This window comes from Haloarcula sp. R1-2 (assembly GCF_011627385.1).
In the GTDB taxonomy this organism is placed as follows: Archaea; Halobacteriota; Halobacteria; order Halobacteriales; family Haloarculaceae; genus Haloarcula; species Haloarcula marismortui.
Window position 1 is genome coordinate 28,017 of the sequence record NZ_JAANTG010000004.1, and the last position, 20,359, is coordinate 48,375.

General features: G+C 63.0%; 20 protein-coding genes. 12 read left to right on the plus strand and 8 right to left on the minus strand.

Features of this window, described 5'->3' with window-relative positions; all coding sequences use genetic code 11:
- Positions 1–81: 81 nt before the first annotated feature.
- The 4 genes from lrpA1 (at position 82) to G9C82_RS16235 (ending at position 4,870) form a co-directional block, all read left to right on the plus strand.
- Positions 82–510: an HTH-type transcriptional regulator LrpA1 gene (gene lrpA1, locus G9C82_RS16220; RefSeq protein WP_004956678.1), complete on the plus strand. Its 429-nt coding sequence runs from the start codon at positions 82–84 to the stop codon at positions 508–510.
- A 35-nt stretch (positions 511–545) separates the two neighbouring features.
- Positions 546–2,261, plus strand: a complete 1,716-nt coding sequence (locus G9C82_RS16225; RefSeq protein ID WP_127014680.1) for a DHH family phosphoesterase — start codon at positions 546–548, stop codon at positions 2,259–2,261.
- A 38-nt stretch (positions 2,262–2,299) separates the two neighbouring features.
- Positions 2,300–3,091, plus strand: coding sequence for a CBS domain-containing protein (locus G9C82_RS16230; RefSeq protein ID WP_004956686.1), 792 nt, complete (start codon positions 2,300–2,302; stop codon positions 3,089–3,091).
- Positions 3,092–3,166: 75 nt separating this feature from the next.
- The gene (locus tag G9C82_RS16235) at positions 3,167–4,870 is read left to right on the plus strand and encodes a methylmalonyl-CoA mutase family protein (protein WP_007188906.1); all 1,704 of its coding nucleotides are present in this window, start codon (positions 3,167–3,169) and stop codon (positions 4,868–4,870) included.
- A 144-nt stretch (positions 4,871–5,014) separates the two neighbouring features.
- Here G9C82_RS16235 and G9C82_RS16240 read toward each other — a convergent pair whose 3' ends face one another.
- The 4 genes from G9C82_RS16240 to G9C82_RS16255 all read right to left on the minus strand — a co-directional run bounded on the left by G9C82_RS16240 (position 5,015) and on the right by G9C82_RS16255 (position 8,159).
- Positions 5,015–5,284 carry a hypothetical protein gene (locus G9C82_RS16240; RefSeq protein WP_004956692.1) on the minus strand — a complete coding sequence of 90 codons (270 nt, stop codon included), beginning with the start codon at positions 5,282–5,284 and terminating at the stop codon, positions 5,015–5,017.
- A gap of 212 nt (positions 5,285–5,496) precedes the next feature.
- Positions 5,497–7,281, minus strand: a complete 1,785-nt coding sequence (locus G9C82_RS16245; RefSeq protein WP_004956695.1) for a cytochrome c oxidase subunit I — start codon at positions 7,279–7,281, stop codon at positions 5,497–5,499.
- Positions 7,282–7,448: 167 nt separating this feature from the next.
- On the minus strand, positions 7,449–7,700 hold the full coding sequence (locus G9C82_RS16250) for a DUF6684 family protein (protein WP_004956700.1): 252 nt from the start codon (positions 7,698–7,700) through the stop codon (positions 7,449–7,451).
- 63 nt (positions 7,701–7,763) lie between these two features.
- On the minus strand, positions 7,764–8,159 hold the full coding sequence (locus G9C82_RS16255) for a hypothetical protein (protein ID WP_121303254.1): 396 nt from the start codon (positions 8,157–8,159) through the stop codon (positions 7,764–7,766).
- An 89-nt stretch (positions 8,160–8,248) separates the two neighbouring features.
- On the opposite strand from G9C82_RS16255, the gene G9C82_RS16260 reads away from it, so the two are divergent.
- The gene (locus tag G9C82_RS16260; RefSeq protein ID WP_127014681.1) at positions 8,249–10,777 is read left to right on the plus strand and encodes a hypothetical protein; all 2,529 of its coding nucleotides are present in this window, start codon (positions 8,249–8,251) and stop codon (positions 10,775–10,777) included.
- A gap of 9 nt (positions 10,778–10,786) precedes the next feature.
- On the opposite strand, the gene G9C82_RS16265 is transcribed toward G9C82_RS16260, so the two are convergent.
- Positions 10,787–11,092: a hypothetical protein gene (locus tag G9C82_RS16265; protein WP_004516266.1), complete on the minus strand. Its 306-nt coding sequence runs from the start codon at positions 11,090–11,092 to the stop codon at positions 10,787–10,789.
- Positions 11,093–11,270: 178 nt separating this feature from the next.
- On the opposite strand from G9C82_RS16265, the gene G9C82_RS16270 reads away from it, so the two are divergent.
- The 3 genes from G9C82_RS16270 (at position 11,271) to G9C82_RS16280 (ending at position 13,552) form a co-directional block, all read left to right on the plus strand.
- Positions 11,271–12,647 carry an adenylosuccinate synthase gene (locus G9C82_RS16270; protein ID WP_004956714.1) on the plus strand — a complete coding sequence of 459 codons (1,377 nt, stop codon included), beginning with the start codon at positions 11,271–11,273 and terminating at the stop codon, positions 12,645–12,647.
- Positions 12,648–12,760: 113 nt separating this feature from the next.
- Complete coding sequence (locus G9C82_RS16275) at positions 12,761–12,955, plus strand: methytransferase partner Trm112 (RefSeq protein WP_127014682.1); 195 nt, start codon at positions 12,761–12,763, stop codon at positions 12,953–12,955.
- A 51-nt stretch (positions 12,956–13,006) separates the two neighbouring features.
- On the plus strand, positions 13,007–13,552 hold the full coding sequence (locus G9C82_RS16280) for a hypothetical protein (RefSeq protein ID WP_004956720.1): 546 nt from the start codon (positions 13,007–13,009) through the stop codon (positions 13,550–13,552).
- 7 nt (positions 13,553–13,559) lie between these two features.
- Here the strand turns inward: G9C82_RS16280 and G9C82_RS16285 are convergent, their stop codons facing one another.
- Positions 13,560–14,639 (minus strand): DR2241 family protein, encoded by a 1,080-nt coding sequence (locus G9C82_RS16285; RefSeq protein ID WP_004956723.1) that lies wholly within the window; start codon positions 14,637–14,639, stop codon positions 13,560–13,562.
- A 187-nt stretch (positions 14,640–14,826) separates the two neighbouring features.
- On the opposite strand from G9C82_RS16285, the gene G9C82_RS16290 reads away from it, so the two are divergent.
- Both G9C82_RS16290 and G9C82_RS16295 read left to right on the plus strand, forming a co-directional pair.
- Positions 14,827–15,819 carry a M48 family metalloprotease gene (locus tag G9C82_RS16290; RefSeq protein ID WP_127014857.1) on the plus strand — a complete coding sequence of 331 codons (993 nt, stop codon included), beginning with the start codon at positions 14,827–14,829 and terminating at the stop codon, positions 15,817–15,819.
- Positions 15,816–16,931 carry a PQQ-binding-like beta-propeller repeat protein gene (locus G9C82_RS16295; protein ID WP_049938870.1) on the plus strand — a complete coding sequence of 372 codons (1,116 nt, stop codon included), beginning with the start codon at positions 15,816–15,818 and terminating at the stop codon, positions 16,929–16,931. The genes G9C82_RS16290 and G9C82_RS16295 overlap by 4 nt, the downstream gene beginning before the upstream one ends.
- On the opposite strand, the gene G9C82_RS16300 is transcribed toward G9C82_RS16295, so the two are convergent.
- Both G9C82_RS16300 and G9C82_RS16305 read right to left on the minus strand, forming a co-directional pair.
- Positions 16,928–17,809 (minus strand): CbiX/SirB N-terminal domain-containing protein, encoded by an 882-nt coding sequence (locus tag G9C82_RS16300; RefSeq protein ID WP_011223534.1) that lies wholly within the window; start codon positions 17,807–17,809, stop codon positions 16,928–16,930. The genes G9C82_RS16295 and G9C82_RS16300 overlap by 4 nt on opposite strands.
- A gap of 114 nt (positions 17,810–17,923) precedes the next feature.
- Positions 17,924–18,082: a hypothetical protein gene (locus tag G9C82_RS16305; protein WP_011223535.1), complete on the minus strand. Its 159-nt coding sequence runs from the start codon at positions 18,080–18,082 to the stop codon at positions 17,924–17,926.
- A 218-nt stretch (positions 18,083–18,300) separates the two neighbouring features.
- Here G9C82_RS16305 and G9C82_RS16310 point away from each other — a divergent pair, with 218 nt between their 5' ends.
- Positions 18,301–18,786: a hypothetical protein gene (locus G9C82_RS16310; RefSeq protein WP_127014683.1), complete on the plus strand. Its 486-nt coding sequence runs from the start codon at positions 18,301–18,303 to the stop codon at positions 18,784–18,786.
- A gap of 47 nt (positions 18,787–18,833) precedes the next feature.
- Complete coding sequence (gene cysS, locus G9C82_RS16315) at positions 18,834–20,312, plus strand: cysteine--tRNA ligase (RefSeq protein WP_127014684.1); 1,479 nt, start codon at positions 18,834–18,836, stop codon at positions 20,310–20,312.
- The last annotated feature ends 47 nt before the right edge of the window (positions 20,313–20,359 follow it).

A 20,359-nucleotide genomic window follows, 5' to 3' on the forward strand; every position in this document is an offset into this window, starting at 1 on the left:
TCGCTGCCGGACTGCGGATACCCCCCGAACGTGGGTTTCTGGTTCGGAAGATATTTTTTCATGCACCGAAAAGATTAGTGCATGAGTGCCGAGTCTACGGAGCGTCGAATCCTGTCGGTCCTTGAAGAGGACGCACAGGCCTCGTACGCAGAAATCGCAGAGCGAGCGGAGGTATCGAAGCCGACAGTCCGGAAATACATCCAGAAACTCGAAGAGGAGGGTGTCATCGTCGGCTACTCCGCCGATGTCGACCCGAAGAAGCTGGCGGGCCAGTCGATTGCGCTGGTCGGCATCGACATCGCGAGCGACTGCTACGTCGAAGCCACGCGGAACCTCAAGGAGATTCCGGAGATGGAGGAACTGTACACGTCTAGCGGCGACCATATGCTGATGGCGGAAGTCCGGGCGATGGACGGTGACTCGCTGGCGGACGTCATCGAAGACAAGATCCTCGCTCTCGACGGTGTTACCGCCGCACATCCGTCGTTTCTGCAGGAACGGCTGAAGTAACGGGTTTTTAGACGCTCCAGTGCTGACTGCACGGTATGCTTTCTCGGCTGGTGCTCGGACTCGGGCCGACGGCCGCGGACCTTCTCGACGCGATTAGCGACGACCGCGGCGAGCTGGCGGTCGTGACCCAGGACGAGCACCGTGCTGAAACGCTCCGGGCGGACGGCATCAACGTGCTCGAAGCCGACCAGGCCGACCCATCTGTTCTCGCCGACCTCGACTTTCACCCCGAAAGCATCATCGTCGCCAGTGAGGATCCCAAACAGAACGCCGACGCGGCAACGGCCGCGCGTGACTGCTTTCCCGATGCGTTCCTCCTCGCATACGCCGGCCACGGCGCGACAACCGACCAGCGCGACCGGCTTGACAGCGTGGCGGACCGGCTGGTCACACCGGAGACCGTCGTCACCGACTACGTTACCCAGTCGGTCGGCGACGAAGGAACGCGGGCCAGACAGCTCCATCAGGTACTGCGGGACATCGACGACCATCTCGCTGTCGTCATGCACGACAATCCCGACCCTGACGCGATTGCCAGCGCTGTCGCCCTCGGAGCGCTCGCTGAACGAGCCGACTGCGAGGTGACGATCTGTTACTACGGGGAGATATCCCATCAGGAGAACCGGGCGTTCGTCAACCTCCTCGAGTTTGACCTCCGAAACCTTGACGCCGATTCACCAGACGAACTGGAAGCGTTCGACGCGTTTGCGCTAGTTGACCACTCCAGAGCCGGTGTCAACGACCAACTCCCCCCAGAGACCCCCATCGACATCGTCATTGACCATCATCCGCCACGCGTTCCGATCGAAGCCCGCTTCGTCGACCTCCGAAGCGGCGTCGGGGCGACGAGCACACTGCTGGTCGACTACCTCCAGCGGTTCAACGTTGACATTCCGACACCTATCGCAACGGGCCTGCTGTTCGGCATTCAGGTCGACACGAAGGACTTCCGCCGGGAAGTCGCTGCCGCGGACTTCGAGGCCGCCGCGCATCTCGTGACGAACGCCGACATGGCGACGCTCCAGCGAATCGAAGACCCAAGCGTGAGCCCGGAGACGCTGTCGGTCATCGGCCGCGCGATTACAAACCGCGATCAGGAGGGCTCAGTGCTCCTGACTGGTGTCGGTGAGATCAGTGACCGGGATGCACTCGCACAGGCGGCTGACAGGCTCCTCGACCTCGAAGGCGTCCAGACGACGATGGTGTACGGCGTCGTCGACGGGACGATATACGTCTCCGCTCGGGCACGTGGGGCAGATATCGACCTCGGCGAGGCGCTGCGGGACGCCTTCGGACAGATCGGGTCCGCGGGCGGTCACGCCGATATGGCGGGCGCACAGATCGACGTGGGGATGATCACCGTCGACGACCGCGAGGAATCACTGGAGGAGATTGTCCGCGCTATCGTTTCCAATCGGTTCCTCGACGCTGTCCAGTCGCGGTCCCACCGGCTGCTTGGGCGCGTCTACGCCCGTGCTGACTACGACGTGGCCGCGTTCACGGAGTCGACGGCGCTTAGTCAGGACAGCGACGACACCTCAGCGACGGCCGAAGGCGCATCTGGAGAGGCTGGTGACGACGGCACAGCGGACTGGAACAGCGATGTGATGTTTCTGGAGAACGGCGACGAAGACGGTGGTGACGATCCAGACCAGGCAGCCGACGCGGCTGAACCGACAGACGACGAGGCAGAACAGGGAGAGGACAGCCCGGAAACGCTCGTCGAACCCGACGACGGCGAACCGCTGTAGGCGAGCCTTTTTTGCTGTCGGTCGAGAACCCAGTGCCGATGGAGGATTCGAATCGCCCGACGGTCGGGGACTATATGACACGCGAGGTTGCCACCGTCGAACTCGACGACACCGTGGGAGAGGTCGCCCGACGAATCGCCGACAATGACCACTTCAGCGGGTTTCCGGTGACTGACGGCCGCCGGGTCGAGGGATTCGTTAGCGCGCGCGACCTGCTGCTCGCAGAGGACCACGAGCCGATGTTCCGCGTGATGACCGACGATATCCTTGTGGCACATCCAGACATGGCCGTGCAGGACGCGGCGCGCGTTATCCTGCGGTCGGGCATCCAGAAACTCCCGGTTGTCGACGACGCCGGCCATCTTGTCGGTATCATCTCGAACGCCGACGTGATCCGCTCCCAGATCGAACGGGCGACACCGGGCAAGGTAGACAAGCTCGGCCGGACGCTCGAGAATATCCACGGGATCACGACACACGAAGGCCGCCGTGAGGTGGACCTCGATGACCTGACGCCAACACAGACAACGGTGTACGCCGACGAACTCGAAGGCCGGGTGTACGAACTGGAACGGGGACTGGCGGAACCACTCGTCGTCATCGACAACGGCGGAGACCTCCTGCTGGCGGATGGCCATCACCGCGTGAAAGCCGCTGCCAGACTCGACATCGACGAGATGGACGCCTACGTCATCGTCCTCGATGAGACGGTCGAATTGGGGATGGCCGAGACGGCCGCGGACTCCGACCTGGAGTCCATCGACGATATCGAGGTCGTCGACTACGCACACCACCCGCTCGTACAGACAACGGAACGACTCCAAGACTAGTCCCTAGCGGTGTGATCGACGGTAGCACCCCGCTTTGCCCGAACCTTCTTACTAAATCATGACATACACCGGAGTATGTTCGACGAGTCAGACCTCCAACGAATCCGCGAGCAGAAAGACGAGTGGGAAGCCGAGACACTGGACCCCGTACTGGACGCTTACGGCGAACGCAAGGAGCGGTTCGCGACGGTCTCAAACCTCGATGTAGACCGGCTGTATACGCCACGCGACGTGGATGGCCTCGATTACGAGGAAGATATCGGCTTCCCCGGCGAGGAGCCGTTCACACGCGGTGTCTATCCGACAATGTACCGCGGCCGGCAGTGGACGATGCGACAGTTCGCGGGCTTCGGGACCGCTGACGAAACCAACGAGCGGTTTCACTACCTCATCGACGAGGGCCAGACCGGGCTCTCGACGGCCTTCGATATGCCGACGCTGATGGGGATCGATTCTGATGACGTGATGGCCGACGGCGAGGTGGGCAAGGAGGGTGTCGCCGTCGACACACTGGCGGACATGGAACGGCTGTTCGACGGCATCAATCTCGGCGAGGTGTCGACCTCTTTTACTATCAACCCCAGCGCTCCCGTCATCTATGCGATGTACATCGCGCTGGCCGACCAGCAGGGCGTCCCACGCGAGGAAATCCGTGGGACGCTCCAGAACGATATGTTCAAAGAGTTCATCGCACAGAAAGAGTGGGTCATCCCGCCAGAGCCGTCGCTGAAGCTTGTGACCGACACCATCGAGTTCGCCAGTCAGGAGACGCCGAAGTTCAAGCCCATTTCTGTGTCGGGGTATCACATCCGGGAGGCCGGCTCGACAGCGGTACAGGAGCTCGCGTTTACGCTCGCGGACGGCTTCGCCTACGTCGAGGACTGTCTGAACCGTGGGCTGGATGTTGACGAGTTCGCCCCACAACTCTCCTTTTTCTTCAATTCACACAACTCCATGTTCGAGGAGATCGCGAAGTTCCGCGCGGCCCGGCGCATCTACGCCCGGGTAATGGGCGACTGGTACGACGCGGAGGCCGACGCGAGCAAGCAACTGAAGTTCCACACCCAGACCGCTGGCCAGTCACTGACTGCCCAGCAACCGCTGAACAACATCGTCCGGGTGACGATTCAGGCCCTCGCAGGTGTGCTGGGCGGGACCCAGAGTCTGCACACCAACAGCTTCGACGAAGCGCTTGCGCTCCCGTCCGAGCAGGCCGTTCGCGTCGCCCTCCGGACACAGCAGATCATCGCGGAGGAGTCGGGGGCCGCCGACATCGTCGACCCGATGGGCGGCAGTTTCGCCATCGAGTCACTGACCGACGAGGTCGAAGAGAAGGCAATGGCCTACATCAATCACATCAGAGATGAACTCGGCGACGGGTCGGTCCGGGACGGCGTCATTCAGGGGATTCAGGACGGCTACTTCCAGCGTGAGATTCAGGACGCTGCCTACGAGTATCAGCAACGCGTCGAGAGCGAGGAAGAAGTCATGGTCGGCGTCAACAAGTACACCGTCGAGGAAGACACCGAACCCGAGATTCTCACCGTCGACGAGGACGTACAGGAACGCCAGCGGGACAAGCTCGCGACGGTCAAAGCAGAGCGCGACGACGCGGCCGTGGAGGCGGCGCTCGATGACCTACGGCAAGTGGTCACCGACGGCGGGAACGTCATGCCCATCATTATCGACGCGGTGAAAGCCTACGCGACGATGGGCGAGATTATGGCTGTCTTCGAGGCAGAGTACGGGAGCTATCAGGAAACGGCGAGCGTCGCGTAACGGCGAGCGTCGCGTAACGGCGAGCGTCGCGTAACGGCGCTCTCGTAGCACGCTGCCCGGACCTGTCGAGTCACGATAGGCGTCTCATCGCAGTGCGTTCGTGTTGCTTCGTCGAAAACGCCGCTGATCACCGTGTCGCTCTGGTCACGAACTGGCCGCGTCGTCGATTCGCTCGGAGACGTATATGACGAGGCCAAGCAACACGCCAAGGACGATACCGATAGTGACAAACCCGTAGATAGCGACACCGAACGGCGTCGGCGGTAGTGCGATTACACCGAACAGTTCCGGTTCGAGGTCCTCCGGACGAATGCTTCCAAGGACGAACCCCATCACACCGGCAAGCACAACGATAGCAACATACAGGCGAAGGACGATTTGCTGCCCGGATCTGGCCTCGGCTGACTCGCTCATGTGAGACCAACGGCTCGGAGACGATTAGCCTTTTTCACTTCCACGTCGTAGCTATCCTATGTCACAGAAAGAGCTACTGTTTCTCGTCCTGACCGGAATCGCGCTCATGATGTTCGTGACGGCTATGGTACTGGTCTCTGGCGCAAGCTAACAGGCACTGTCCGTTCTGGCTGCGAACGAAAAGAAGCAGACGAAAACAGGGTTCGGGACGCTTACGAGTCGTCTTGTTCTTCTTGGCCGCCGTCAGCGAGCAGCGATGGGTCCTTTTCGGGTGCCTCGGCTTCGAGTTGCTCGTCGAACCACTGGAACTCGCGGTCCAGCATCCCGTCGCTTTCGAGGTCCCACGGGTCGCCGTCCTCGACTTTCGGGCCTTCGAGCCAGGACTGGACAATGTTCCAGACGAAGAACAGCTGACCGATGAACAGGATGAATGCGCCCACCGTCGCCGCCTGATGGAACGTCGACACCTGCGTCAGCGGTGCGATAGCGCCGTCAAACTGGTAGGTGGCGTACCGTCGTGGCATCCCCAGGTAACCCAGTGCGAGCATCGCGAAGAACGTGATGTTGGTCCCGACCATCGAGAACCAGAAGTGGGCCTTCCCGAGGGTGCGCTGGTACATCCGACCGGTGAAGATGGGGAACCAGTAGTAGATGCCCGCGAAGGCCGCGAAGCCGATGGCCCCCATCACGATGTAGTGGAAGTGCCCGACGACGTAGTAGGTGTCGTGCAGGATCAGGTCAACGGGGATGGAGGCGAGGAACACGCCCGTCACGCCGCCGATGATGAAGTTCGAGACGAAGCCGATACAGAACAGCATCGGCGTCGTCAGACGCAGGCGGCCGTTCCACATCGTCGTGATCCAGTTGAACGTCTTGACCGCGCTCGGTATTGCGATAGCCAACGAGACAGCCATGAACGAGGCCCGGAGCCGCGGGTCCATGCCCGTCGAGAACATGTGGTGGGCCCAGACACCGAACGAGAGGACGCCGATGGCGAGCGTCGAGTAGACAACGAACTTGAAGCCGAACAGCTTTCGCCCGGAGAACTTCGGCAGGATGAGGCTAACCAGTCCCATCGGCGGCAGGACGAGGATGTACACCTCAGGGTGGCCGAAGAACCAGAACAGGTGCTGCCACAGCAGCGGGCCGCCACCTTCGACAGCGAAGAACGTCGTTGCGAGGTTCCGGTCCAGCAGCAGCATCACGATGGCGCTCCCCAGTAGCGGGAAGGCGAACAGGATCAGTGCGGACTGGGTGAGGATTGTCCACGAGAAGATATCGAGGTTCGCCCAGTTGACCTCCTCATTGCGCTCCGTGAAGATGGTCGCAATGAAGTTGATCGCCCCCATCGTCGCTGCGACGCCCGAAAGGTGCAGCCCCAGCAGCATCAGGTCGACACCGGGGTTCGCCTGCTCGACGGACAGCGGCGTGTACATCGTCCAGGCCGTGCGGGCCGGCTCGATCATGTTGTCGGTCACCGGCGCGAGGAAGAACCCCGCCCAGATCAGCAGTGCTGCTGGTGGGAGCAGCCAGAACGCGATGGCGTTGATACGCGGGAACGCCATGTCGTCAGCCCCGATAAGCAGGGGGATGAAGTAGTTCGCGAACGCCGCGATGATGGGCGTCCCGAACAGGAACAGCATCGTAATGCCGTGACTCGTCAGGATGGAGTTGTAGGCGTTGTTGCCGAGGATGGCCCCTGCGGGCGTGACGAGCTGGATACGAATGAGCATCGCCATGATCCCACCGACAGCCAGGGCGATGACCGCGTATACCCCGTACAACAGACCGATGTCCTTGTGATCGACAGTTGTTAGCCAGCGAATGATACCTGCGGGTTTCTCACGGTTGATGACCGCCGTCTCGTCACCCGTGACGGCCCCGCCACCCGCGAGCGGCGTATACGAACGCCAGTTCTCGACACGGGTGAGAAGCGCGGCGACGCCGACGAGGAGGACGGCCATCAGCCCCGTCAGCACAATATCTCCTGCTACCATAGTCGTCCTTCAGGACTGGGACATTATCAAAGGGTCGATTCCTGCAGCAACGACCATAAAATACGGCTCCCATCCAGCATTACAGCTTCAAAAATAAGGGACCACTCACACTGTCGCCCGGTGCCAAGCGCGGGCGTCTTCGAAACGGTCTGTCTGCAACTGGCCGCTCAGCCTTCGTGGCCCAGTTCGTCGTTCTCTTTCTCGGCGTTCTCGACAGCCTTCCCCGCGTAGTACGTCAGGACAGCGAGCAACAGGAACATCGAGATAATCAACGCGAACTGCAGCCCGGAGAAAACGGGGTCCGTTCCGAACGCCGGGAACACGGCAAATGCAACGATGAAGAAGAAGAGGATCCCAAGCGGAATGATGTTCACGGTGAGGTCGAGCAGGGTGTCTTTTTCGAACCCAAACAGTGCCATGTCTGCCCGTTAGCACAGGCCAGTAAATAGATTGTTGGTTTCCGTATCGGGCAGGGACCCGTCTCAGACAGCGGTCTGTTCCATTATCGAGGCAACGCCACCCATTGCGATCATCACTGCGCCCGCCACGGCGACAGCCACCAGCCGAGTGAACAGCGGCCCGGTCCCGACATTCGAGAGCGCGATGTCGGCGACCGGAACCTGCCAGAGCGTAAACGCAGCAGCGAGGACAATGAGAATGACGCCCACACCCAGCATGGTCGGCCACGGCCGCCCCACGTACCCGGACTCCGTGAGGATGCCGGCGATACTACCGCCAAACAGTATCAGCCCGAAGACAGCCACTGGAAAGAGTCCGACGAACACGCCGATCTCTGACAGTGCTAATCCCAGTGCAACGAACAGCGGCCACGGACTCGCAGTCGGATACTGGTCGCTTAGTCCCGGCTCCTCTGCCATACCAACACTTCGGTTCGAATCATCATATGTCCATCGGACCGCGCCCGTGGGCACAAACTATTTGTTCACCATCCGGCTTGGTGGGAGTAATGAGTACACGCACGGTCGAGCGGGTCGACGGGTGGGAGTCGGTTCCGTTCGACGGCGGGTTCGCGGGCCTACAGGACCTCGCCGGGCAGGAGTTCTCCGGCGCGGTCATCACGGGTCCGACGCGCCTGTTCATGTTGAACGGGACCGTCGTCGGCGTCCTCGACGGCACCATCGAGGATTTCGAGGACGCGTCGGGAACAGCTAAGCGGTCACCGCACGAGGCCTTGCCACTGCTCGCAGTGATGCAGGAGCGCGCCGACGAGGTGAAAGCACAGTACTACACTGAAGACACGGCGCTTGCGGAAGTCGACCAGACCCTGTCGAGTGGCAATTTTACCGGCTTTATCGAACTCTCCGAGAATGTCCTCTCGGGCGACTACTACACCGTCTACCACCAGGGCCGCTCGATGAGCGTCGCGTGGGTCGGGAACTCTGACAATCTGCTCACTGACGATGAGGCGTTCGAGACGGCCAACGACGAGGTCGGCATCTACGAGGTTATGCCGGTCGACATCGAGCCGATCGAGATTCCGAAACCGCCGGAAGACGAGACGGACGAGCAGTCAGCAGACCCGGCGGCTGCCGGCGTTGACCCGCTCGACGCTGGTGACGAGACAGCCGCTACCGACGAACCGGCTGATGCTGGTGTGGCGGACGCCGCGGCGACAGGCGAGGAAGAGCCGGACGGGGCACCGCAACGCGACGACGCTCGCAGCGACGAGTCGGTCGAGACGCCACCGGAAGCCACCAGGGACAGCGGAACCGATAGAGCCGACGACGCTGGGCAGACTCGGACCGCAGCAGAGTCGACACCGGACCGCGGCCCTGCAAGCAGCGGCCCGCCGGGGTCGAAAGCTGCCGGTGCGAATCCGGGCCGGTCCCGCCGCAGTTCCGAATCGGACGAGCAACCGAACGTGGACGAAAAGCCGAATGCGGACAGCCGGCCAGACAGCAGGGTGACCGACCGGGCGACGGCAGACACCGACACCGCGACACAGACGGAACCGACTGAACGGGAGACCGGGGTGCGTGAGACTACCGGGGAGACAGAGCCGAAACGCCGGGGGGCCGAGCCGTCACAGACACGGGAAGCCCAGCAAGCCAGTACCCGCAGTTCACCGGCACAGACCGACCAGACGGCTTCGACAGACCGCCACCCTGAACCGACCGACTCGAAACCGAACCAGAGCACCGAGCCACAGCCGTCCAAGGCACAGCCCGGGACTGATTCGCCAACTCCGACACCCGAAGCCGGCTCTGGCGGGGCAAGTACGGACCTGGAGACGCGCTCGGTCCCGTCGCTGGACCCGAACAAGTCCGGCGGTGCGCAGGAAAGCACACCCTCCAGCGTGTCATCCACCCAGACGCCACCAACAGGTGGGCAAGAGGTATCGACGCCACGACGTGACCAGCCAGCCCAAGACGACCCGACATCGTCAACCGAACCCAGTGTGCAGGGACCAGCACCGGCTCAGGAAAGCCGTGGCACACCTACGAAAGACCCACAGCCGGTCGATACGCCGCAGTCCCAGCCGTCGACAGGGGACCAGCGACAGTCGCCTGCCGACGAAGAGCCAACACCGCGCGAGGGGGAGCGCGTCGCAGAACTCGAATCCGAACTCGAACAGCGAGCCGAGACGGTGTCGGAGCTCGAATCCGAACTCACCGATCTGGAGGCAACAAATCAAGAGCTTCGTGACGAACGCGACCGCCTGGAGTCGGAGCTAGCCGACGCGCGGGCCAAAATCGACCAGCTGGAAGAACAACTCGACGAGCAAAACGACGACGCCGCAGGTGGTACCCGGCTCAGCGCCGGCGAGGCGATAAACGGGACGAACCTCTTCGTCAGGTACGACTCGAAGGGCAAGGCGACGCTTGAAGAGGCCAAGGACGGCGAGGCGAGCCGCGAGGAGGTCGAAGCGAACCTCAGGCTGGAGTACCACACGCAGTTCGAGGCCGAGGGCGCTGCGGTCAACGGGACGCCGTTCGAGGAGTTCCTCGAAGACAGCATCCAGTACCGCTTTGTCAACTGGCTCATCCGGAACCTCCTCTACGAGATTCGGGACACCGGACACGCGGGCGCGATGAAGGACCTCTACGAGGGCCTCCCAGCCATCGACCGCGCCGAATTGAACGGCAACGTCACGGTGACCTACACCGAGGATGGACAGGAAAACCGCTCGCAGGAACGGTTCGACGTGGTCGTCCGCGACCGGATGGGGAACCCGCTGGTTGTTGCAAACATCAACAACTCGCGCGAACCGGCCTCCGAGGGCCAGATGTCGGATCTCATCCGGAACGCCGAGCGGGTCGGCAACGCTTCCGGGTCGCTCGCGTCAGCGTTTCTCGTCACGAGTAGTTTCTTCGAGCCGGGCGCACTCGAAACCGCCGAAGAAGCTACCTCTAGCGGGCTGTTCAACCGGGATAAGCGGAAGAGCTTCGTGAACCTCTCGCGCAAAGAGGGCTTTCACCTCTGCCTGTTAGAAGCGAGAAACCAGGAGTTCCACCTGGCGGTCCCGGAACTCTGAGAAAGAAGCTTAGCCTTCGATTTCGGCTGCGTCTTCGATCTTCATACCTTCGAGCTTGTCGATGATTTCGTCGACCTTCTCGTCAAGGTCGTCGACGAACTCACCAGTCTGTTCGGTCGTGATCGCACCCTGGCTGGAGGGCTCGATGAGGTTCTCCTCTTCGAGAACGCGCAGGGAGTACCGCACCTTGTGGTGCGGGTAGCCGGTTTCGTTGGACATCTTCACGATACCGATAGGCTCGTTCTCGATAACCATGCGAAGCACCTGCAAGTGGCGCTCCAGCATGTCAACTTCCTTTTCAAGCCTGTCTATCATGGCAATTGTTAACTTGTGTTTGCGGTATTTAAAGGTTCTCCCTCGGATAATCGCTACAACGTTGATACGTTTGAACAGGGGTGTCTTAAAACCGTCGTAACGATTCACATGGGTACTGCTCACGAGCGTGAGTTCCGGACCGTAATCTGTTTATCACGGTGGATGGAAGGTGCGTGCGATGACCGTAACCATCGTCGGCTCACAGCTCGGCGACGAAGGGAAGGGCGGCATCGTCGACCTGTACGGCGACGACGTGGACGTCGTCGCGCGCTATCAGGGCGGCGACAACGCCGGCCACACCGTCGTCCACGAGGGCGAGGAGTACAAGCTCTCGCTGGTTCCGAGCGGAGCCATCCGCGGCAAGGTCGGCGTACTCGGCAACGGGTGCGTCGTCAATCCGCGAACGCTGTTCGACGAGATAGACACGCTCCAGGAACGGGGCCTCGACCCGGACGTTCGCATCGCCGAACGAGCACACGTCATTCTTCCGTTCCACCGCGTGCTCGACGGTATCGAGGAGGAACTAAAAAGCGAAACGGATGACGAAGTCGGGACGACGGGCCGGGGTATCGGCCCGACCTATGAGGACAAGGCCGGTCGTCGCGGCGTCCGCGTCGGCGACCTGCTCGACCCGGACGTGCTCCGCGAGCGCCTCGAATACGTCGTTCCGCAGAAGCGGGCCGTCGTCGAGGACGTGTACGACCTCGATGTCGACGAGCTTGACGATCCGGACGCCTTCGACGTGGACGCCATCTTCGAGGAGTTCCGCGAGTTCGGCCGTCGCTTCGAGGCCGAGGACATGACCGTCAACGCTGGGGCCTTCCTCAGCGCGACCATCGACGAGGGCCAGAACGTCATGCTGGAGGGCGCACAGGGGACAATCATCGACATCGACCACGGGAACTACCCCTACGTCACGTCATCGAACCCGACGGCCGGCGGCGCGGCGACCGGGACCGGACTCAGTCCCGGTGTCGTCGGCGACGGCGAAGTCATCGGGATCGTGAAGGCGTACCTCACCCGCGTCGGCAGTGGCCCGCTGCCGACCGAACTCGGCGGTGTCGTCGGCGATACGCCCGGCTACGACGAGCAGGGCGAAGGCGAGAACGAGGAGCTAGCGAACTACATCCGCGAGGAAGGCGGCGAGTACGGGACCGTTACCGGCCGCCCGCGACGTGTCGGTTGGCTCGACCTGCCAATGTTGCGCCACTCCACGCGCGTGTCCGGCTTTACCGGCATCGCCATCAACCACCTCGACGTGCTCGCCGGCCTCGACGAAGTGAAGGTCGGCCACACCTACACGCTCGACGGCGAGGAGCTGGCATCGATGCCTGCGACCACCGAACAGTGGGCCAAGTGCGAGGCGAACTTCCGGTCGTTCGACGGCTGGCCCGAGGTCGACTGGGCGGACGCCGCCGAAGAGGGGTACGACGCACTCCCCGAGAACGCGAAGGCCTACGTCGAATACATCGAATCAGAACTCGACACACCGGCCTACGCCATCGGCGTTGGTCCCGGCCGCGGCGAAACTATCGTCCGCGAACAGCCGTTCTGAGCGCCCTTCCTCTCGGGTTCGGCGTTTGAGTGCCCACTTACCTTCGCCCAGCGGTGGGGCGGTACCACTGAGAGAGCGGCAGACTTTTGCGACCGCCGGTCTTGGTCGAATGTATGAAAGAGGACCTGATGGAAATTATTTGCTGCCCTCTGGACAAGCACGACCTCGACCTCGAAGTGACGGAGCACGACGACGGCGAGATTCTGTCGGGCGAACTCACCTGTACCGAGTGTAGCGAGACGTTCCCCATCGAGGACGGCATTCCGAACCTGCTCCCGCCGGACATGCGCGACGAGGCACCGGCCTGAACCTTTTTTTCCTCGCCACGCGGAGTCACATCCGTGCCTGACTCCCTGCCCGTGCACCTCAACCGGACGGACATCCACAGCCTGGACGTTCCAAAGGAGTTCGACGCGACAGGGAGCTTCGATGTACAGCTAGTCAATCACGGCGAGGCGCTGCACGTCCATCTCCACCTCAGCGATTCGCTCTCTTCTGTCGCCTCGCTTGACGCCACAAATCACCACGTGCGGGCCGAAACCGACCGATTGGCCAGAGTGACCGTCGACGGTGACGGACCAGTCCGTGGCAAGCTAAAGGTCGTGACTGGATACGGCGCTGAGACTCGATACATCGACATTTACATCCCGGAAGGCGGGACGGAGAACGAACCGGTCATCGTCGACGAGGAACTGTCAAAGCCACAGCCGAAACCGGCGACGGACTCAGAACCCAGCCTCGAAGACCTGTCGGCTGGACCGATACTGGCGGCTGGCGGTTTCACAGCCCTGATTGCGGGGCTCATCACGCTGGTACTCACCGAAAGCGTGCTGTTGACCGTTGCCGCCGTATTTGCGGTCGCAATCGTGCTGGGACTCCTGTCCGTGACTCTTCGCTCGTCCTGAAACCCGGTTACTGCTCCGTCTCGACGCCGCCGAGGTTCTCCTCGTCGTCGAACAGCTTCGCCCGCAGGAACCGTGCGCGGTACCGGTTGGCTCCCTCGTAGATGTCCGCCTCGCGGATGTCGTCTGCCTCGCCGTCGGCGACAGCATCAATGATGGCTTCCAACTGTTCTTTCTCGCTTGGCGTGAGTTCGAACTCGTAGGTCTGGGACTGCTCGCCTTCGAGTTTCGTCCACTTGCGTGCGCCAGCGATGACGAGGGAACAGGGTTCACGGCAGGGGAATTTCCCCGACCCACCGTCGACGTCAAGTTCCGTTTCGTCGTCGTACTGCCACTCCCGGCGCTTGAGACACTGGGAATCGTCACAGCAAGCCTCGGCGACCCAGTTGACGTGTTCGTAGCCGTCGCCGCGGTCCCAGGTCTTGACAACGCCGTAAATCCCGGTCTGGCGGTCGACGGTGTCGCGCCAGTGGCTCACGTCCAACTCGCCCTCACGCTCACGGTGCCAGTTCGAAATCGTGGCCGGATAGAAGAAGTCCACCGCCTGGACTAGCTCCGTCGGTCCGAGCTCGGGAAACACCCAGCCTGACTGGAGAGTGGGGGCTGTTTTCAGCGGGCGGTAGCGGTCACGGTCGTCGTGTTTGGCGAGGGTACGGGCGTCCAGTGGGTCGTCGTACGCGTCCAGCGAATCGGCGTCTGTCCCCGTGTCGTCGACGTGGCGGAGGTCGTACACCCGCTCGTCGTCCTCGTCCAGTGTCACGGTAATCGAGAGCTCACCCCACGTCGTCGTCAGCCCCTCTCGTAACTGGTCGTATCGGTCCGGAATCGGCGTCGACTCAGCGTTTTCGAGCCACCGGAGATACGCCCAGCGAGGCTCCGCCTGAGGCGCTTTTGCGTGCCAGAAGTACCAGTTCGAGATGTACTCGGGGTACGACGCGGCCAGGCCATCGAGGTCCGCGATACTCGTACTCTCTGCTTCCGCTGTCGTCTCGACGGCGTAGCGTCCACCCTCGACCGCTGCCTCGATACCGTCGAACGCGATACCGTCCGACGCTGCCTCGGCGAACGCCTCGACATGGGTGTCGTCCATACCGCCGCCGTAGGTGTCGCACCGGGAAAAGTCGCCTGTTCCGGCAATCGGAGTGGAGATAGTTCCAAATTCGGTAAAATTATATTTTACAAGAATCGTAGATGATTTATGACAATTTGGTGGGGGCGGTCCGTGTCCGGAGGTGGACGCTGTGGACTGGCCGACTGACCGGGGGTTACAGGTCCGAATGGCGACTGCTGTCGTCCTTGTGGGACTCCTCCCGGTGGGGTTCGTCTACGCGGGCCTTGCACTCGTGAACACGGCCGGAATATGGCTGGCGAAGCTAGCCACCGACTGGGTGCTGGCCGGCGAGTTCTACATCGAGCCGTGGCTGGTCGCTGGCGGCGTCGTGGTCGGGTTCGCCGCGCAGTTGGCCGTTGGCGACACCATCGCCCTGCGGGCGCTGGACGCTCGCCCCGTGGGCCCCGACGACGAACCCGGTCTGGTTGAAAACGTGACACGGCTAGCGCAATCAGTGAACCTTCCGGCACCGGCAGTCGCCATTGCAGACAGCGACGCGCCGAACGCATTCACTGTTGGCCGGAGTCCCGACAGCGCCACGCTGGTGCTCACGACCGGACTGCTCGACGCACTCGACGACGACGAGCGCGACGCCGTCATCGCCCACGAACTCGCTCACATCAAGAACCGCGACGCCACCGTGATGTCGCTTTCCTACGTGCTCCCGACGCTAACCTACAGCCTCGCAGCCAGCACCCTCGGGCTTCTTCAGGCCATCCCCGGTGCTTTCACCGGCTTCCGACACACCGATAGCGACAGCGCCCGGAGCCTCTTACTCGGCATCTTTATCTTGACAGTCAGTGCCTTACTGACGCTCGCTGTCTCAGCCGTGTTCTGGCTCGCCAGTTTCACGCTGTTTCGCGTGCTCTCGCGGTACCGCGAGTACGCCGCAGACCGCGGGGCCGTCGCTATCACCGGCGACCCTGCGGCGCTCGCCAGCGCGCTGGCGACCATCGATGACGAGATGGCGGCGGCCCCGGACCACGACCTCCGGGCGCAAGACGGTGGTCTCGACGCGCTCTATATCGCACCCATCGACGAGACACAGTTCAAAGACGCGCCTGATTTCGTTGCCAACGACGTGTTCCCCCAGACCCATCCGCCAACCGAGGCCCGCATCGAACGACTGGAGGCGATGGCCACGGAGGGACCGACGTGACGGAGTACAGCCGCCGAACGGTTCTTACGGGCCTGACCGGCGTTGTCGGGTCGCTCGCCGGGTGTGGCTATCGCCCCGGCCCGGGCGATAAGAAGTGGGAAACCGCCGACGACGGCGGCCGGCTGGTCACGTTGGTTGACGGGACGCTGTTCGAAGTGACGTTCGATGCGACGCGCTTCGTTGACGACTACCCGGTAGGCGCTGTTGCTCGATACACACTCGCTGATGGGACCAGATTGGGTCGCTTCGAGTTCAAGGGCGTAGCTACGGACTGGGCCAGCGACGGAGCCCACCTATACGTGGGAACGGAAGCCAGCCACGTCGTCGCGGTGGCCGGCGACGGACGAGCCTGGACGGAAACCGTCGACCACCCAGTAGCCAGTGTCGCCGCCGCTGACGGCCGTGTGTACGTCGGGACCGACGGCGGACGCATCGTTGCCTTCGACGGCGAGAGCGGCGCAGAGCGGTGGTCGAAGTCGCTTCCGGTCCCCACTGACCCATCCAAGAGCGACCTGCCGACAGTCGGTGCGGGACACGGCAGCCTCGCTGTCGACTGGGGGACCAGCGAGGAGTCCCAACTCGACGTGTACGCCCCGGATGGCTCGGTTCTGTGGGACCAGCCCCTACAGCGGAGCCTCAACGGCCGGCCGCACGTGCGCGGTGACACGGTTTACGCCCGCTCGGAATTCCTCCGGGCGTTCAACCGCGACTCGGGGGCACCCCGCTGGGTGAACAGGGGCACCACTATTCCGGATGGACCGTTGCGGTTCAGCCGTGACGGCGAAATCGTCTACATTCCGGAGCGTCACGCCCTGATAGCGATTGCCACCGCCGATGGCGAAGAACTGTGGCGGTTCAATGATGAGCGGTTGGCGGCCATGGAACGAGGGCGAAGCGAATTCGAGATAGATCTCGGGGCAACGGGCGCGGTCCCGGCCCCGGACGGCGCGTCAGTGTTTCTCAACACGAAGCACCACGGGCTGTTTCAGTTTGGGACCGACGGCACTCTCCGCTGGCACGAACCTCGTCTCGACTTCAGTTTTCTCTACGCAGTTACCGAGGACATCATAGTCCACTCGGGGACCGAAGCAATCGTCGCTCGCTACCGCTAGTCCCCAGCGGCCGTGGTGCCCCCGCCGGTCTCCTCACGCACCTGCTCGATGGCGCTGCTCACATCGGCCCCCGCGTCGGCGGCCCGTTCGAGCACCACGTCAGCCATTAGCGGCTCCGTCCCGACCGCGCCGGCGTACCAGATGTCGTGGCCCTCGACGGTGGTCGGCACGTCGTAGCCCGTCCGGTAGTCGTCGGTCAGGCCCATGTCTTCGGGAATATCCTCCTGCGTGTGGAAGCCGTCGGCGATGAACAGCGGCACGACGACAATGTCGTCGCTCTCGAAGTAATCCGCGACATCATCGACCTCGGGGTCCTCGTCCATGAACAGCGACTGCACCTCATCAAAGCGGTCCCGCTCGCGGATGCGGTCAGCGTGGTACTGGATGGCCTTCGCGGAGTTCTCGTTGCGCTCCGTGCCGTGGCCGACGACTGCGAGGCCGAACCCGTCGCCGACGTCGGGGTCACCGGTGACGGACTCGGCCCGCTGGACGATGACATCGCTCATCGAATCGTGCGTTCCGACCGGGCCGCAGTAGTGGACCGTCTGGTCCGTGTCCTCGGCGGCTAGCGTCGCGTTGGTCGCGCTCGTCCCGTCGGAGTCCCACAGCTCGGGGTCCCAGTCCTCCAGCCGGAACTCCCGTGGAATGACCTGCTCGGTGAAGTAGCCCTCAGAGATGAACAACGGAACCAGATACACCTCGTCGGCGTCGACGGTCCGCAGTGCCTCCCGGAACGACGGCTCCTCCTTCCAGAAGGATTCACGGACCTCGGCGAACGCGCCGGTCGCTCGAATCGTGTCCGCGTGGTCGTAGGTGGGCGTACTCGACTCGGCGTTCAGGTGGGAGCCGTGGGCCGCGATAACGAGTGCTTCGTCCATATCCACTGGTTGGTGCGAGCCGTCCTTAGGGCCTTCGTTGACCTGCTCGGGTAGCCGGCGAGCTGTGTAGTGTTGCGTGCCGAAAGTGTGTCGTTGCCGACCGATTCTACTTAGTCACAGCCCGAACAGGAGGACGTAGAACAACAGTCCGGCGGCTGCCAGCAGTGCGGCGTGTCCCAGCGCGCCGGCGACCACGACGAGGCCACCAATGACTCGTTCCGCCGTTTTCAGGGGCTGTCCGAACACTTGCCGTTCGCGTTGTGCAATAGCCATTGTCCTTCCCTCATGTAGAGAGACGGCCTCCTGTGGCACAATCCCCTCTGACTGTTCTCAGTCGCTGGGAGTGGTCCCGAAGTTCTGCGGGTCCAGCGCGCCCGTTTACCGTTCATCACAGGACGGCGAGGCCCCTCGGTAGCGAGCGGCCCCGTGGAACCGCGTTCGCTCGCGCCTGATAGAACGACTTTTGCCCACGCCGCCCGTGGCCGACGCCAATGTCACTCGCAGCCGCGACCAGGGATGCCGTCCGCGAGCGGCCGTTTCTCTACGACGCACTCCGGGCGGGCATCGTCAACTACACGGCCGCCGCACGTACGCTCGACATCGACGGCGAGGAGGAAGCCGTCGCGACTGCGCTCCGTCGGTTCGCCGAGGAACTGCCCACCGACCCGCCACACGACAGCGACGCCAGGGTCTCGATGCAGAGCGGGCTTGGCCGGGTCGAGTCCCCCGATGCTGAGTCGGCCGCCGTCCTCACAGTCGGCGACGCCGCCTTCGCCGATGGCGCCGGGTCGCTGACTGGCATCGTCGCCACCGGTGACCTCTCGGCGGCGGCGCTGGCCGAGGTGCTAGGACGCCTGCGAGCGGCGGACGTCTCCGTCGACGCTGCCGGTGTCACCGACGCCGCGCTCGTCGTGGTAGTGAGCCGCCGCGCGGGGCCTGACGTACTCCGAACAGTTGAAGCTGCAGTTCAAAAGTGAGCCGCCTTCCGACGGCTTAAAGCGGGCGGACACAGTTCTCCCGGGTAATGACGCTTCGCGTGACGAACACGTTGACCGGTGAGAAAGAGCCCTTCGAGCCGCGCGACCCCGACTCCGTGTTGCTGTACTACTGTGGGCTGACGACCTCCGACCCGCCCCATCTCGGCCACGCGCGCGGCTGGGTCCACGTTGACGTGATGGCCCGCTGGCTCGACTATCTGGGCTATGACGTCCACCACGTCGAGAACCTCACCGACGTCAACGAGAAGATCGTCGCTCGCGTCGGCGAGGACGGCGACAGCGAGGCCGACGTGGCCCGCCACTACGTCCAGCAGGCCATCGACGATATGCGCTCGCTCAACCTCGGCCGCGCGGAGGTGTACCCCCGCGTCTCAGAGCACGTCCCGGAAATCATCGACCTCGTTGAGCGACTCATCGAGCAGGGCCACGCCTACGAGCAGAACGGCTCCGTCTACTTCGATGTGACGAGCTTCGAGGACTACGGGAAACTCTCGAACCAGTCCGTCGACGACATCGAGTCCCAGGGCGAAGACACCGAAGGGGAGAAGCGGCACCCCGCAGACTTCGCGCTCTGGAAGGCCGGCGGCGTCGACCCGGAGGACATCGCCGACCACCAGCACCCCGAGGCCGCACCCGCCGAGGAAGCCTGCCAGACCGCTCAGATATGGGACTCGCCGTGGGGCGAGGGGCGACCCGGCTGGCACATCGAGTGCTCGGCGATGTCGATGACCCACCTCGACGAGTCCATCGACATCCACGTCGGTGGGCAGGACCTTGTCTTTCCCCACCACGAGAACGAGGTAGCCCAGAGCGAGGCCGCGACCGGCCAGCAGTTCGCGAACTACTGGCTCCACGTCCGCCTGCTGGAAACCGAGGAGGAGAAGATGTCATCCTCACTTGGCAACTACTTCACCGTCGCCGACGCTGTAGAGGAGTTCGGCCCCGACGTACTCCGAACCTTCCTGCTGTCGACGGCCTACACTTCGCGGGCAACATACAGCGATGAGACCATTGCGGAGGCCAAAGAACGCTGGGACCGCCTCTCCCGTGGCTACGAGCGGGCGGTCGAAGCCTGCGACGACGTGGACGCCCACACGAAGGTGACCGACGAGACGCTTCGCGACGCTGTTGAGGATGCTCGCTCGGCGTTCGAGGCGGCACTGAACGACGATTTCAACACGCGGGAAGCGATGACCGCGCTGCTTGACCTGACGGCCGCGGTCAACACGCACGTTGACGGCCACGACGAGTACGACTACCAGGGGCTCCGCCGCGCCGTCGAGACGTTCGAGGAATTCGGCGGCGGCATCCTCGGACTGGCCTTCGGCGACGACGACAGCGGCGACGTGTCGCTGGCCGGTGACGTCGTCGACCTCGTTCTGACCGTCCGTCAACAGGAACGGGAGGCCGGTAACTACGAGCGCGCCGACGAACTCCGGGACGAACTCGAAGCGCTCGGTGTCGAGGTGCAGGACACCGACGACGGGCCGACCTATCGCCTCTGAAGGGACGATGTACCGGCTCTAAACGCGTATCGGTGAGTTCTATAGCC

Coding starts and splice junctions, on each gene's coding strand:
- lrpA1 (WP_004956678.1), top strand. CDS start 82: ATGAGTGCCGAGTCTACGGAGCGTCGAATCCTGTCGGTCCTTGAAGAG.
- G9C82_RS16225 (WP_127014680.1), top strand. CDS start 546: ATGCTTTCTCGGCTGGTGCTCGGACTCGGGCCGACGGCCGCGGACCTT.
- G9C82_RS16230 (WP_004956686.1), top strand. CDS start 2,300: ATGGAGGATTCGAATCGCCCGACGGTCGGGGACTATATGACACGCGAG.
- G9C82_RS16235 (WP_007188906.1), top strand. CDS start 3,167: ATGTTCGACGAGTCAGACCTCCAACGAATCCGCGAGCAGAAAGACGAG.
- G9C82_RS16240 (WP_004956692.1), bottom strand. CDS start 5,284: ATGAGCGAGTCAGCCGAGGCCAGATCCGGGCAGCAAATCGTCCTTCGC.
- G9C82_RS16245 (WP_004956695.1), bottom strand. CDS start 7,281: ATGGTAGCAGGAGATATTGTGCTGACGGGGCTGATGGCCGTCCTCCTC.
- G9C82_RS16250 (WP_004956700.1), bottom strand. CDS start 7,700: ATGGCACTGTTTGGGTTCGAAAAAGACACCCTGCTCGACCTCACCGTG.
- G9C82_RS16255 (WP_121303254.1), bottom strand. CDS start 8,159: ATGGCAGAGGAGCCGGGACTAAGCGACCAGTATCCGACTGCGAGTCCG.
- G9C82_RS16260 (WP_127014681.1), top strand. CDS start 8,249: ATGAGTACACGCACGGTCGAGCGGGTCGACGGGTGGGAGTCGGTTCCG.
- G9C82_RS16265 (WP_004516266.1), bottom strand. CDS start 11,092: ATGATAGACAGGCTTGAAAAGGAAGTTGACATGCTGGAGCGCCACTTG.
- G9C82_RS16270 (WP_004956714.1), top strand. CDS start 11,271: ATGACCGTAACCATCGTCGGCTCACAGCTCGGCGACGAAGGGAAGGGC.
- G9C82_RS16275 (WP_127014682.1), top strand. CDS start 12,761: ATGAAAGAGGACCTGATGGAAATTATTTGCTGCCCTCTGGACAAGCAC.
- G9C82_RS16285 (WP_004956723.1), bottom strand. CDS start 14,639: ATGGACGACACCCATGTCGAGGCGTTCGCCGAGGCAGCGTCGGACGGT.
- G9C82_RS16290 (WP_127014857.1), top strand. CDS start 14,827: ATGGCGACTGCTGTCGTCCTTGTGGGACTCCTCCCGGTGGGGTTCGTC.
- G9C82_RS16300 (WP_011223534.1), bottom strand. CDS start 17,809: ATGGACGAAGCACTCGTTATCGCGGCCCACGGCTCCCACCTGAACGCC.
- G9C82_RS16305 (WP_011223535.1), bottom strand. CDS start 18,082: ATGGCTATTGCACAACGCGAACGGCAAGTGTTCGGACAGCCCCTGAAA.
- G9C82_RS16310 (WP_127014683.1), top strand. CDS start 18,301: ATGTCACTCGCAGCCGCGACCAGGGATGCCGTCCGCGAGCGGCCGTTT.
- cysS (WP_127014684.1), top strand. CDS start 18,834: ATGACGCTTCGCGTGACGAACACGTTGACCGGTGAGAAAGAGCCCTTC.